Below are 12,685 nucleotides of genomic sequence, written 5' to 3' on the forward strand. Positions count from 1 at the left end.
TCAATATTTTGTTAATTATATATATTTTAAGCAGTAATAGCAAGCTAATTACTATTATTTAATTAATTAACAAATGCAGCTAAAATAATTTTCTCTCGAACAAACTTGCGACGCTAATAATGTTCGATCAGTATACCCGATACGCTAAAAATGCAAAAACCAACCCCATAGACAGTGCAAACGGAGTATAAAAACGGGTGTCATAGTATGCAAATTCGGATGATTTTATTTTTTTGAACAAACCGACGGCATTAAACTCACCAATACCTCGGAGGGTAAATATTCCCGATAGTATCCACCCGCTGATAATGAAATACTCACGATATGACGATGAAGAGAGATCATAAAAATAGAGTACATATGCGATCATCGCAAACCCAAACAAAGCTATTCCCACGATAACTGTCGCTATCTTGCCGGGATTTATTAATCTATTTCCGTCCTTTGTCGGTACTGCAATATCCATCCCGACCTTTCCACCCAATGCCCAATAAAAATGGAGCAATCCGATCAGGCTCAATGCTAAAATGGATAGAATGGTTATAATGGTCATTTGATTATTCTAATATCCGGAAAATTCCCAATCATTTCAGCGTAATTTTTTCGGGTTTTTAGCGCTTCGACGACAACATCCAACGGCTCGGCATACAAATCGGGTAAATCATATTCATTCTCACCTAATTCAAACGCCAGTTTCTCATGGGGCGGAGTAAACTGCGCATCTACCCCCGCTTTATTTCCCCGTGCATCGATGCGATACCAACCGTAATCTTTTAGATACACGGCATTAAGTCCGTGTAGGCAATCAATATCCTCAACGTATTCCGAACAACTTAGCCGTTGATAACACAGAGCAGTCGGGATATTGTTGGCACGTAATAACGCGGCTAAAATGTGACTTTTGGCATAACACCATCCCGTCCCCTGTTCAAGGACTTCGCTCGCACTGCATGTAGTAATCCCCTCACCTGCATCACCCGTGTGACGAATCTCATCACGGACAAACTCGAAACAGCGTTTGGCGATTTCAGTGTCACTGTTGCACCCTTCAGCTAATTCACGAGCTTTAGCCGCGACAGAGGGGTGGTCGAAGTTGATAATAACAGAATTTTTTAGATATTGATTTAAATTAGTAGGTTGATTCATCTTTTTTTACTCCATCTTACTTCAATTTTAGCAGATTATCAGATGAAAGCATACAAACCAGCAAATTCTCCTATTTGATGACCCGATCTTGATCTAGATTTCAGAATCCTTTTCATCTCTGATCGTAAAGTTCGCAAATGCACCTTCGACGCTCATCGTATTTTTATACTTTGTTGCCGTTAATCTCACCTTTTTTGTTTCCAAATTACAAACCGCAATACGAAAATTCGATCCCATAAAAGGTTCCACAATGCAGACAATATTCCCCTCTACTTCGCGTGTCGCATGTATTATCCCTTGTAAATTATGAAAAAAATACTTAGGATAGCTTAGTGGAGTTATTTCGACAACCTCAGAATATCTTTTTTTATCCAGCGTACTCGCAATGGTCATAGCATCCTCAAAATTATCAAACTGTATACACCAATCATCAAATATTTTATTAAAATGGTTTAAATCCTCATCCAAAAACCCGCCTGCCGGAGATTGCAAAGCATAAATACTCACGTAGCTCCTTTCGCTTTTCTCATATTAAACAGTATCACCGCCATAAATGCCATCAAACATCCAAAAAGTGTGGAAATTGCCAACGTTTCACCGTACACGACCCAGCTCGACACGATAGCCCCCACGGGGACGATAAACATAAACACCCCAGTTCGGTGCGCCCCTACTTTCCCCGCTGATACGAAATAAAGCGCCGTGCTAAACGTCCCCGGAATCACCCCGATAAAAAGGATTGTCCACCAAAACACCTCATCGTACGCCCCGAAATCAAACGGACGGTGCGGCAGGGCAAAGAGCATATTGATAAACGTCGTGATACCGAAAACGACCAACGTATAAAACATCAGATCGGCTCGCTTGGCGGCTTTTTGAGAGACCACTGTGACCAATCCCCACACAACCGCACATCCGAGAAAATAAGCGCTATCGATATTCAAAAACGCGAAACCTTCAAACGGGACACGAAGCAAAATTAGAGCACCTAAAATTCCGATGGAGAGGGCACCGATTTGACGGGTTGAAACCTTCGTCCCTAAAAATGAGATCGAGAGAATATAGGTGATGATCGGGGCAAGAGACGTAACCATCGTCCCTCCGTAGCCCGCATCGCCGTGGGAAAGTCCCGCGAAAAAAAGATAATTAAACAACGATGTTAATATCCCCGCGATCACCATGTACATTAAACCTTTTCGGTCTGTTTTGAGGGGTGTTTTTAAATACCAAATGATAGGGATGATGCTGATAAAAGAGATCGCATAACGCCAAAAAGCGGCAACTTCCGCATTGGAGTGTTCCGCCGCAACCTTCCCCGCCGTCCACGCAAACCCCCAAAAGAGCATTGCGACAACCATGCCGATTAAATAGATATTTGTAGATTCTTTTTTCATGGCGTGATTGTGCGACTTTTTGGCTTTGAGGTGGGTGAATTTAATTTTTAATTTAGAAATTATATTAAGAACTGTAAAACTATGCAGAAATAAAAGATTTTTCTTTTGTTTCGTCGTTCGAAGCACTCAGAATCTGTTCTAAAAAGCCTATCTCAGCGATCCCCGATTTTTGCTCATCATTGCGAACACTCTGCATTTGCTCCAACATTTCAGAGCTCATGAGCATTTCACTCTCTTTGCCCTTTTTCTCTTCCTCTGCTTTTTGTGTCTCCATCATCTCCTCGATGAGTTGCTTTTTAAAGTCACTTACCATTTTGTTTATGTCCATCGGGATTTCGGGGTTTTTCTCTTTTTCTTTCAGTAGTTTTGCACGGTACTCTTCGACAAGGGCTTTGATCTTTTCTTCGTCCAGTTCTTTGAGAAAAACAGCGGCACCTTTGGTGCGCAAGTCATCTTTAAACTTGCTCAGTTCATTATCTTCGGCATTGATCTCATCGCGTGTTTTATACTCTTGTGCTGGATAAAACTGTGCAATCAATGCCGCATAATCTTGATCGATACTCTCATCATTAGGTATGCAGGGTAACGAATTGAGCGACGTATTGAGAACAGAGGCTACATTCATGATAATCTCCAAACGTGATTTTAGTACTTATAACAAGCAAAAATCGTTCTCTAATGTGATAAAAACGTAGTACAATTTAGCATTACAATCCAAAGGGATACCATGCGCCTATTATCAATCATTTCGGCTCTTTTAATCGCGGGGGGTTCTTCGCTCTTTGCCGATAACTTCACCTTAAAAAGTGAAAACTTACTGGGGCAGCTCACCAAAACTCAGGAGTTTTCTGGATTTGAATGCGATGGGAAAAATATCTCACCCGAACTGCACTGGAGCGATGCCCCGAAGGGAACAAAGAGTTTTGCGGTAACGGTCTATGACCCCGATGCGCCGACGGGAAGCGGCTGGTGGCATTGGGTTGTATTTAATATCCCATCATCCGTGACATCGATTCCTGAAAACTTTGGTGATACTACGAAAAAGCAACCGATTAGTGCAATCCAAAGCATCACCGATTTCGGCAAAGCGGGATTCGGAGGAGCCTGCCCGCCAAAAGGGGACAAACCTCATCGCTATATGTTCACCGTTCATGCTCTCGATGTAGACCATCTCGATTTAGATGATAAAGCTTCTGCCGCATTGGTGGGATATATGCTCGGAATGCACACGATCGCCAAATCGACTCTGATATCGTATTACGGGAGATAAAGAAGAATGACCGCATCCAACTTCTCCCTCTCCGACTATCTCCGCCGTATCAACTACAACGGTCAAACACGCCCTGATCTATCAACCCTCACGGCACTGATGTCTGCTCAGCTCCAATCGGTTCCGTTTGAGAATACCGAAGTCCAAGCAGGTCGTATCCCCTCTCTCATCCCTGAAGAAATCACTACAAAAATTATCATGAATGGACGCGGGGGCTATTGCTACGAAGTCAACGGTTTGTTTGCTATGGCGCTCAATGCCATCGGATTTGAGTACTATTTTGCAGGGGCACGTCCCATGTTCTACCCCTCGCGCCGTCCCAAAACTCATCTCGTCGTCATCGTCACCATCGAGGGAGAAAATTACCTCTGCGACACAGGATTCGGAGGGTATGGTCTGCGTGAGCCGATCAAAGTAGCCGATGGAGAAATCGTAGAACAAAACGGTGATCGATTTCGTCTGGAGTTGATTCAGGGTGAATACGTACTGAGTTCGTGGGTTAATGGTGAATGGGCACCGCAATACGGCTTTGCCCTTGTCCCTCAGGAGTGGATCGAATTTAGCCTCGCCAACTATTTTAACGCAACACATCCCGATACCATTTTTACCCAAAAGAAGCTCGCGGTGATGCAAACACCAAACGGGCGGAAAATATTGGTGGATGATACGTTAAAAGTGATTGAAAACGGGGTAATTAAAGAAGAGAGTATCGAGTATTCACAAGCGCTGAGTGAATACTATAATCTTAGCGTGTGAGTTCCGCTATGAGGAGTGAGCCTCGCACCGAAGCTTTAAACGTTTTCATTTTTTCTTGGGTGATGATCGCCATAGCCATTTCCCGCTCTTTTTTGATACGTGTAAAAAGAGTTGCGGTAGGAGTATCACGCGCCTCACGGATCAAGAGATAAACTTCCTCATCAAAGATTGCACTGATGTAAGGTGGCAAAGCATCATACAAAGCCATAAAAACAGCTCGTTGTTCCTCATCCATCTTACACGAATCGTCGGTAATTTTCAGAGCAACGGTCACGGCACAATCACGTGCAAAGATATCGAGATCGTGCGCCACTTTCTCGATGGGTTTCATACTCACCCTACTTCTTCGAGATCTTCCGGACCTTCTTGAACGATATGCCCGACACCGCGCATCTCATTTGGGATATCTTTACGGTATTTTTTCTCTCGGAATGACGGAGATTTAGGGACACCGTTTTTCTCTGCGAGTTTGTAGATTTCTCCATTTAGGAAATGCGCATCAAACTCTTTGGTAAAGGGCATATCCCACGTGATACATCCGATACTAGGGCAAATCGCCGCACATTGCGGATCATCATACACACCGACACACTCGATACACTTCTCAGGAGCCACGTAATAACGTTTGTTCCCTGTCGGATTGTTCATATCATCTACGATCGCATTGACCGGACATTGTTGCAAACACGCATCACACGTGATGCAGGTATCATCGATAATTACAGACATTTTATCTCCTTGTCTTTTGTGGTGTGTACTATTCTTTGTAACCACGGCGGCGGATTGCCTAATAACAGCTCTTGAAGCTTTACAATCGTCTCATCGATTCGATCGTTCTCTCCGGAGCGCATCGGATATATTTTGGAAGCCAATACCATTTTTGAGGCGGTAGGGCCGATTTGAGAGCAGTACATAATGTCTGCTTCTTTGACCGTACTGATTTTATAGGCGAGCTTTTCGTGTTCGTCTTCGATCGCGTCTTGGGAACTGTCTAGCGTTTTAATAAACTCTGCGTTATCCTCAGTGATACGATAAAGCTCAAAACTCTTCGACCAGCCAAAGTGCTGATTGACCGTTACACCATCCGATGAAGCAAACGCGATAAGCATCCTATATCCTTTTAAACCGCTACCGCTTCACGCGCTTCGCGAGCTGCAATAGTGATGTCATCACGGAAGGTTTGCGGAGAAACTTCCGGTGAGAGAAGACCACGCTTTTTGCTGGTGCTGATCACATACTCAGAACTGTTGACATAATAATCATTGTAATCTTCCGTATATGGCATATCCCAAACGATACATCCCTCTGTTGGACAGGCCGCTGCACAAGCAGGTGTTGAAGCATGACCGACACACTCGATACATTTTTCCGGTTTTACATAAGTAAATTCCCAATCCTCACGCGGAGAATCTCCCTCACTTGCGATTGCACTTACAGGGCACTCATCGATACAGGCATCACAGTTAATACAAGAATCAGTAATCATTACAGCCATAATAGACTCCTTAGTTGTTTTGATAAAATCATCTATGCAATTTTTGTGCGAGAGGATGGATAACGAAAATGTTTTAAGTTCAGATATAAAGTAAATAATTATTGACATTAAATAGACATTGTGATATTGTTTTGTAAAAGGGGCAAATATGTATTTTGATTGGAATGTCGATAAAAACAGTGAAATCAAAAAACAAAGAGGAATCGGTTTTGAAGATTTTATTACCGCATTTGAAGAAGATAAAGTTCTCGACATTATCGAGCATCATCTTCCCCATAAATACCCCAATCAAAAATTATTTATTGTCGAGATCAATAGTTACATTCACTATGTCCCGTTCGTCATGAATGATGAGACCTATTTTCTCAAAAATATCATTCCAAGTCGAAAATATCATAAACAGTACAAAGGATAAGTCATGCAAAAATACACTGCCGAAGAATCAGCCCTACTCGATGCCATCGAAGCGGGAGAGTTTAAAAGTGTTGATAATCTCAAAGAAGAATTAGCAAAAGCCAAACAAGCCGCTAAAAATACGATTACGAAAAATAAAAATATCAATATCCGTATCTCAGAATCGGACATCGCGAAGCTCAAAGCCCGAAGCATCGAGGTAGGTATTCCGTACCAAACTATCGTTAGTGCCCTCATCCATAACTATACGACGGGGAAAATAAAGCTGGAGGCGTAATTATGAAATACATTATCGGGCTACTACTTCTTTTTTCGATTTCACTATTTGCTTCCGATCAAAACGCTTCGCGTCCGATCCAAAAATCAAATTCGTATTTATTGGAAATGACACGACTGATTGATAAATATTATATCGAGGAAAACGATAGCAAAGTCATAACTTCTCAAATCAACAAAAAAATGTACAATTGGTATACAACCCACTGTGACCACAATAAAAGCGATACCATAGATAATTGGCATCTAAAATGGAACAGTATAGAGCAATCTTGTCCTGATATGAATAAAAATATCCAAAATTCAATCTCCAATTCAATCTTAAAAGAATACGATGCAGCTATTGTTGACATTACCCCATACAAGACAAATCAAAAGCATGGTGGAACGGGACTCATACTAAGACGTATAAACGGTGAAATCATAGTCTTAGGTACATTAGAACAAACATCCGCTAGAACATTGAAAATCCCCTATGGAACCATCATCAAATTCATCAATGGTAAATCTACAGACGACATGTGCATCGAAGACGCTTGGGATGCGTTAAAAGGGGATATAGGTTCCAAAATGACCATCATAACCGATAAAAATATTTCTTATACATTAACCATAGAACTACCTACTGCTCCTACAGTTTCTCATACCATCATAAAAGATAATATCGTTATCATTAAAATTCTAAGCTTTGATAACGATGCCCCTAAAAATATTACAAAAATTCTGCAACAGCTCCCTCCCGATATGAACATAGTATTGGATTTACGAAATAATACAGGTGGATTAGTAACGAGTGTATCTGGTACTGTAAGTCTTTTCGTTAAACCGTTCACAACACTTTTCAAGAATAAATCACGTCATAAAGATATGAATGACGATTATATAACATACAACAAGACTGAATATATTCCAAAGTCTGTAGTCATCCTTATCAATCAAGCGACAAGTGCTGGAGCATTGCTTGCTACCAAAATTCTACAAAAAGAGAATGCAACTATTGTGGGTGATTCGCAAGAAACCGTCAGTTCAATTAAAGTAATTATGCCGATAAACGAAGTATATTCATTTAAAATGCCAGTCGCTAAATTTTATTTACCCGATGGCACTGTCGCTTCGGGCACAACCGTAAAATCTGATATTTCGCTCGATATCAATTCTTTGGATGATGAAACACTTTATGAAAAAATTGCAACCATAATCAAAAATCGCTAATTTTACCGATTTGCTAACTTCGAAGCACATTGTTCAAAAGAAGTGGAATCCAAAACCGGCATCAGTTTGATATCGACGGCTTTGAGTAACAATGTGACGGAACACCCCTCGCATAACTCCATCCGCTCGAACGCATCGGTAGTAATCAGAGAGTTGAGTTTTCCGCACGGAGTATCCACACTCACTTCGCTCAGAACAATACCTTTACGAAAATGTTGCAATTCACCGGAGAGATGGTTTTCGATCGAAACACTCCCCTCTTTGGTTCCCTTACAAATCGCAATCGCCGCCTCTTGGATACGACACTCGACCTCTTCGCCGATTCGGAGCCATTTCGGAGCTTCAGTTTTTAAAAGCTTTAATACCGTCTCTTTTGTCCGAACGGTGATACAGCTAAAAAACTCATCACTTTTAATCTCTTCAACCGTTGCAGAAAATGAGTTCATAATAGACTCCTTACCAGAGATAAATAACAATCTTTTTATCAATAACTTTTTCAAACTGCTCTAAAATCATCCCCGCCGTCGAGGTAGGCCCGAGATGGCATCCCGAACAGGCTCCCAAATAGCGCAGCCAAATTTCAGGAGTATCTCCGCCGATATAATTGACCAGTTCCACTCCACCACCGTCACTCGCCAACGTAGGGGCGAGGTTTTCAGCGATCACCATTTCGACTTTGGCGCGCTGTGAGGATTCATCCATCATCCGAAATGCGACATTTATGTCGGTCGCTTCTGACATATTACTGACATACGTAAGAAGTGCATGGGCTTGTGCTTCTCCGCTATGAGCGGCACGAATCATCCAACTCATCGAATTTAAAACATCTTCATCACGGAGCAAAATCCCGAGTTTAAGCTGAGCGGTTGGCATGTTGGCTTCTGCTGCAATTGTGTAGTAACGAATAGCTTCTGCTTTATCCGCAGTGACACCAATCCCATTTTCATACATTCCACCCATATAAAAAGAAGCAGTCTCATGCCCGTATGCTGCTGCACGTTCAAACAGTGTAAAGGCTATAGAAATATTTCTCTCTACCCCAAACCCTTTAACATACATGGTTCCCAGATTTACCATTGCATCCGTATTCGTAGCACTAAGTGGTTCCCAAATCGATTTAGCCACCATATAATCTTTTTTATCATATGCTGCGATTGCTGTCTCCATTAATGGTTGTGCTTCCATGCTCTTCTCCTCACGATGTTTTAAATTTCTGCGTAAATCACTCATTGCCTCATCATAGGTATCGCCATACCCTTTGAGCTCTGGAAAATCACAGCTGTATATTTCATAACCGTCTCCCTCTTCATTACTAAAATAATGATAATGAGTTCGAAGGTCTTCCATATGTAGCTCTTTTTATGAGATAGAATGCAATTGTCATTCTAAAATGATCGAACAAAATATGCATAAGCTCTAATAATTCATCAAAGGAGCAGCGATGTTAGCAATCCCTGTAGAATCTGATTCACCGGGTACGATGAGCACAAAACTGTTTGGCAATGCCAAATTTTTTGCGTTGGTCGATCCGCTCACAAAACAAAGCACTATCATCTCGAATGAAGGGTGTGGCAACGGTATACAAACGGCTAATTATCTTTTGGAAAATGGGGCAACCTCTGCCGTTTACGGCTTTTTGGGAGATGGACCGTTTCACGTTATGGTACGCGGAGGGATGAGCGTTTATTGGCTAGGTTCTGAGACGATGCCGCTCAACGAAGCAATCGATGTAATATTCACCCAAAGCCTCATCCAAGTCACCCCTGAAAATGCATCGGATTATCTCGATCCTGGTACTGCTGCGGGTGCATGCGAATGCGGGTGTACACATGAGTGAAATTATCACATCTGAAATGGTAGAAATTCGGTCACTTATCGCTGAAACGGTTGCCAAACGCAATGCACTCAAACTTGAAATGGAACATTGGTATGAAACAAACTCAAGCCGTTTTAACCGTACCCATGAGCTGATCACGGTTGATTCAACCCTCTCTGAGTTGGATAGCCACTATAAACGGTTATGGGATTACCATAACGGCAGATCAAGAGCTTCATGAGCACTTTCTCCTCTTCTGCTCGTCTTCTCACCGATATTGGAGAGATTGAGCAGTACCGGAGAATTTTGGATAAAGACAGTATCAAAAGCGGTGAACCCCACTGGGCGAGTATGGGAAAAAATACCATTACTCTCTTTCAGGTACTCATCGATCAGGATTTGACCCATTTGGTGATGGTGTTGCAGCACTATCCCAAATACATTGAAGCGGTATGTGAACATTTTCGCTATGCCTACAGTTACAGCGAAAACAGTGCCGATATCGATGCGGCATCCGAGCTTTTAGAGATAGGTGAACCCTATTTTACAAAACAATTTGTTCGCAATGTGATGCGTAAATTGCCACGTTTGGAAAGTGATGATCGTGATGCCTTACAACAGTTTTTGGAACGCCTAAACGAGAATCAAAACCGTTGGCATCCTCTTGTTACGATGCATTATCGTCATAGTATTAAACGTTTAATCGATACGTCGTCTCTTCACCCCCTGCAGCGGATCGTGTTAGAGAAAAAAATTGCTTCCGTGCGCGAAGTAATGACCTACGATTACGAAGCAAGTGATCGGGATTCAAATCTTGATATCCCCTATATGACGTAAATTCTGCCCTGAAAGGGCAAGCTTTAGTGCCATAGCGGCTAGCGTAGCATAAGGGATTTTATTCCTTGTGCGTTTAAATTTAAATAGCAGGAGTTAATTATGAATGAAAACCTAAAAAGCGAAGTACTAAAACATGCCCGTAATGCGTTTGAGCATGCGTGCACCTTACGCGAAAACGAACGTATCGAAGTCTACCTCTATGATGGAGCGGTAAAAACCAGCGATGTTTTAGGTGAAGATGAAAAAATGCTCTACAGTCCTAATAGAATTTTGTGTTATCAAGTCTGGGGACACGATTACCTCGAAGGGGAGATCCGTGCATGGATCGATCATGCGCGCTTAGAAATCAATCCTAAACCACTCGAAGAAAGCATCCTCGAGACATTGAATAAACTTGCTGTTTCAAAAGGTATTAGTAACGATGATGTGAGCTCGTATGAAATATTCGCCAACCTCCGAATGGAGCAAATCGAGCAAATCGAACACGCCATTATCGAATACTGGTGGGATAACAAAGAGGTTGAAAATGCCAAATCACTGGCATTAGAGCAAATCAACGACGCACTGGCGAGTATGGAGGGATGATACTCACCCTTTGTTCTGCCGCCGGTAACGTTCACATCAATATCAGTGCAGATCAGTTCAAACATCTGCGCGAACCATCCCTCACAAGCGATGATATTTGTGCGATTGCCGCTGAATGCGGATGTGATTGCGAATTGTTGATCGGTTATGTAGAGGATTTGAAAAAATCAATTCGTGAAATGATCGACATCGACAGTTCGTGCGACTATTCGGATCATCTGTAAATACATTTCACCTAATCAATGCTATAATTCAAAAGTATGTATATTATTAGGAGTTGTTTTATGTTTTTGAAGAGTCTTCTGGTGTCAAGTGCATTACTCATGTCTGTTCTCATGATGGGAGGATGTACGACAGCTACTCCCCACGAATCTCTCAAAAATGCGATGTCAAAAACTTTTGATACCACCGGATATAACTATATCTCCACAACACGAATTACGAAACTCTCTTTTCCCGAAGATGAAACCAATACAACAGCACTCACCTCTCTTTATTTGCAAAAAGGGATCGATGTCATCCGTGGATTTTCATTTGGGATTAACGGAGCGATTGATTATCGCGATACTATCCGATCCGAAGCCACTTATGATATGCATTATAATCGGGATAATGTAGAAATCTCGATGAAATTCCCATTTTTGTTCGATTATTCCACCAAAACACTCTATATGGGAAAAACATTTCTCAACACCATCTTCCCGATGAAGGGAGAAGATGAGGGGAAATTGATACGATTTGATCTTAATGATACCCTCATTAGTACCCTCATCGGTGAAGAGAGTATGAAACAATTCGATGAAAAGAAGATCCACAGTATCAACGCTGCGATTAAAGAGGGGACGATCAAAGCATTTAGCGACATAAACGGATCACATTTTAGTTATCAACCGCTCAGTATTTTAGAAAAAAACAGTGGGAGTACGAAAAAAGTACACCTCTCACTCGATCGAAATCAATCCGTTACGATGCTCTTAACCGTTCTCGATTCTATGATCCAAAAAATGTACTCTGAATCGATGATTACCAAAGAGATGTACGGCTCCTATATGTTTATCAGCGATCCAAAACAACTTGAACCGCTCATCGAAGAGTTGAACTTACACCTCGATTTTAATTTCGGCATCGATTCAGACGGACATATCGTTTATGTACAATCACTGATCAATGCATCCGATAAAACCGATCGCTTTACCCTCGGTATCGAGAATACTACCTCATTGGAACATTTCAATGCCCCAAAATTCACCCTTGATCCAAAGAGTTCGGGGAGTGTCGATTATATGAAAGCTTTTCGTGAGTGGAAAAAGCTTCTCCCCGCCGATACAACTAAAGATTCGTTTGAAGATATTGAGAAAATCCAAGATCATAGCAGTGAGCAGATTATATAAATAGACAAGCACTTCAGTATCTTTCTCCCGTATCCGAAAGATACGGGTAACTTCAGGGGTAGGGACATTTGTCCCTGCCACTAAAACGGACAA

22 protein-coding genes are annotated in these 12,685 nt (G+C 41.8%); 11 read left to right on the top strand and 11 right to left on the bottom strand.

The features are described from left to right. Positions 1-127 precede the first annotated feature (127 nt). The 5 genes from B649_RS06800 to B649_RS06820 form a co-directional block, all read right to left on the bottom strand. The gene (locus tag B649_RS06800; protein WP_015653777.1) at positions 128-553 is read right to left on the bottom strand and encodes a DUF3995 domain-containing protein; all 426 of its coding nucleotides are present in this window, start codon (positions 551-553) and stop codon (positions 128-130) included. Beyond that, positions 550-1,146 carry a transglutaminase family protein gene (locus B649_RS06805; protein ID WP_015653778.1) on the bottom strand — a complete coding sequence of 199 codons (597 nt, stop codon included), beginning with the start codon at positions 1,144-1,146 and terminating at the stop codon, positions 550-552. The genes B649_RS06800 and B649_RS06805 overlap by 4 nt, the downstream gene beginning before the upstream one ends. Positions 1,147-1,239: 93 nt before the next feature. Continuing rightward, the gene (locus B649_RS06810) at positions 1,240-1,653 is read right to left on the bottom strand and encodes a hypothetical protein (protein ID WP_015653779.1); all 414 of its coding nucleotides are present in this window, start codon (positions 1,651-1,653) and stop codon (positions 1,240-1,242) included. Further along, the gene (locus B649_RS06815) at positions 1,650-2,540 is read right to left on the bottom strand and encodes a DMT family transporter (RefSeq protein WP_015653780.1); all 891 of its coding nucleotides are present in this window, start codon (positions 2,538-2,540) and stop codon (positions 1,650-1,652) included. The genes B649_RS06810 and B649_RS06815 overlap by 4 nt, the downstream gene beginning before the upstream one ends. 79 nt (positions 2,541-2,619) lie before the next feature. Next, on the bottom strand, positions 2,620-3,165 hold the full coding sequence (locus tag B649_RS06820) for a hypothetical protein (RefSeq protein ID WP_015653781.1): 546 nt from the start codon (positions 3,163-3,165) through the stop codon (positions 2,620-2,622). Between the two features lie 102 nt (positions 3,166-3,267). Here B649_RS06820 and B649_RS06825 point away from each other — a divergent pair, with 102 nt between their 5' ends. Both B649_RS06825 and B649_RS06830 read left to right on the top strand, forming a co-directional pair. Continuing rightward, complete coding sequence (locus B649_RS06825) at positions 3,268-3,810, top strand: YbhB/YbcL family Raf kinase inhibitor-like protein (protein WP_015653782.1); 543 nt, start codon at positions 3,268-3,270, stop codon at positions 3,808-3,810. A gap of 6 nt (positions 3,811-3,816) precedes the next feature. Then, positions 3,817-4,566 carry an arylamine N-acetyltransferase gene (locus B649_RS06830; RefSeq protein WP_015653783.1) on the top strand — a complete coding sequence of 250 codons (750 nt, stop codon included), beginning with the start codon at positions 3,817-3,819 and terminating at the stop codon, positions 4,564-4,566. On the opposite strand, the gene B649_RS06835 is transcribed toward B649_RS06830, so the two are convergent. Genes B649_RS06835 through B649_RS06850 form a run of 4 tightly spaced genes read right to left on the bottom strand, consistent with a single transcriptional unit; the run spans position 4,556 to position 6,061 of the window. Further along, a complete protein-coding gene (locus B649_RS06835) occupies positions 4,556-4,897 on the bottom strand; it encodes a hypothetical protein (RefSeq protein ID WP_015653784.1) in 342 nt (113 codons plus the stop codon). The two genes, B649_RS06830 and B649_RS06835, sit on opposite strands and share 11 nt — an antisense overlap. Before the next feature lie 2 nt (positions 4,898-4,899). Further along, positions 4,900-5,295, bottom strand: a complete 396-nt coding sequence (locus tag B649_RS06840; protein WP_015653785.1) for a 4Fe-4S dicluster domain-containing protein — start codon at positions 5,293-5,295, stop codon at positions 4,900-4,902. Continuing rightward, positions 5,286-5,675 carry a NifB/NifX family molybdenum-iron cluster-binding protein gene (locus B649_RS06845; protein WP_015653786.1) on the bottom strand — a complete coding sequence of 130 codons (390 nt, stop codon included), beginning with the start codon at positions 5,673-5,675 and terminating at the stop codon, positions 5,286-5,288. The genes B649_RS06840 and B649_RS06845 overlap by 10 nt, the downstream gene beginning before the upstream one ends. Before the next feature lie 11 nt (positions 5,676-5,686). Continuing rightward, positions 5,687-6,061: a 4Fe-4S dicluster domain-containing protein gene (locus tag B649_RS06850; protein ID WP_015653787.1), complete on the bottom strand. Its 375-nt coding sequence runs from the start codon at positions 6,059-6,061 to the stop codon at positions 5,687-5,689. 148 nt (positions 6,062-6,209) lie between these two features. Here B649_RS06850 and B649_RS06855 point away from each other — a divergent pair, with 148 nt between their 5' ends. From B649_RS06855 to B649_RS06865, 3 genes are read left to right on the top strand one after another with little or no spacing between them, the layout of a single operon-like run. Further along, the gene (locus B649_RS06855) at positions 6,210-6,476 is read left to right on the top strand and encodes a hypothetical protein (RefSeq protein ID WP_015653788.1); all 267 of its coding nucleotides are present in this window, start codon (positions 6,210-6,212) and stop codon (positions 6,474-6,476) included. A gap of 3 nt (positions 6,477-6,479) precedes the next feature. Further along, positions 6,480-6,752, top strand: a complete 273-nt coding sequence (locus B649_RS06860; protein WP_015653789.1) for a hypothetical protein — start codon at positions 6,480-6,482, stop codon at positions 6,750-6,752. A 2-nt stretch (positions 6,753-6,754) separates the two neighbouring features. Next, positions 6,755-7,963 (top strand): S41 family peptidase, encoded by a 1,209-nt coding sequence (locus B649_RS06865; protein ID WP_015653790.1) that lies wholly within the window; start codon positions 6,755-6,757, stop codon positions 7,961-7,963. A 2-nt stretch (positions 7,964-7,965) separates the two neighbouring features. Here B649_RS06865 and B649_RS06870 read toward each other — a convergent pair whose 3' ends face one another. Together B649_RS06870 and B649_RS06875 are read right to left on the bottom strand one after the other, a co-directional pair. Beyond that, the gene (locus B649_RS06870; protein WP_015653791.1) at positions 7,966-8,409 is read right to left on the bottom strand and encodes a TOBE domain-containing protein; all 444 of its coding nucleotides are present in this window, start codon (positions 8,407-8,409) and stop codon (positions 7,966-7,968) included. A 10-nt stretch (positions 8,410-8,419) separates the two neighbouring features. After that, positions 8,420-9,310 carry a NifU family protein gene (locus tag B649_RS06875; RefSeq protein ID WP_015653792.1) on the bottom strand — a complete coding sequence of 297 codons (891 nt, stop codon included), beginning with the start codon at positions 9,308-9,310 and terminating at the stop codon, positions 8,420-8,422. A 94-nt stretch (positions 9,311-9,404) separates the two neighbouring features. Here B649_RS06875 and B649_RS06880 point away from each other — a divergent pair, with 94 nt between their 5' ends. The 6 genes from B649_RS06880 (at position 9,405) to B649_RS06905 (ending at position 12,592) form a co-directional block, all read left to right on the top strand. After that, the gene (locus B649_RS06880) at positions 9,405-9,800 is read left to right on the top strand and encodes a NifB/NifX family molybdenum-iron cluster-binding protein (protein ID WP_015653793.1); all 396 of its coding nucleotides are present in this window, start codon (positions 9,405-9,407) and stop codon (positions 9,798-9,800) included. After that, entirely contained in the window at positions 9,793-10,020 is a 228-nt protein-coding gene (locus B649_RS06885; protein ID WP_015653794.1) for a hypothetical protein, read from the top strand. The genes B649_RS06880 and B649_RS06885 overlap by 8 nt, the downstream gene beginning before the upstream one ends. Continuing rightward, positions 10,017-10,616: a hypothetical protein gene (locus B649_RS06890; RefSeq protein WP_015653795.1), complete on the top strand. Its 600-nt coding sequence runs from the start codon at positions 10,017-10,019 to the stop codon at positions 10,614-10,616. The genes B649_RS06885 and B649_RS06890 overlap by 4 nt, the downstream gene beginning before the upstream one ends. Positions 10,617-10,715: 99 nt before the next feature. Continuing rightward, positions 10,716-11,201: a hypothetical protein gene (locus B649_RS06895; RefSeq protein ID WP_015653796.1), complete on the top strand. Its 486-nt coding sequence runs from the start codon at positions 10,716-10,718 to the stop codon at positions 11,199-11,201. Further along, entirely contained in the window at positions 11,198-11,425 is a 228-nt protein-coding gene (locus tag B649_RS06900; RefSeq protein WP_015653797.1) for a hypothetical protein, read from the top strand. Before B649_RS06895 ends, B649_RS06900 begins: the two co-directional genes overlap by 4 nt. Before the next feature lie 60 nt (positions 11,426-11,485). Beyond that, positions 11,486-12,592, top strand: coding sequence for a hypothetical protein (locus tag B649_RS06905; RefSeq protein ID WP_015653798.1), 1,107 nt, complete (start codon positions 11,486-11,488; stop codon positions 12,590-12,592). Positions 12,593-12,685 lie beyond the last annotated feature (93 nt).

Origin of the sequence: Candidatus Sulfuricurvum sp. RIFRC-1 (assembly GCF_000310245.1) — a bacterium.
Lineage (GTDB): Bacteria > Campylobacterota > Campylobacteria > Campylobacterales > Sulfurimonadaceae > Sulfuricurvum.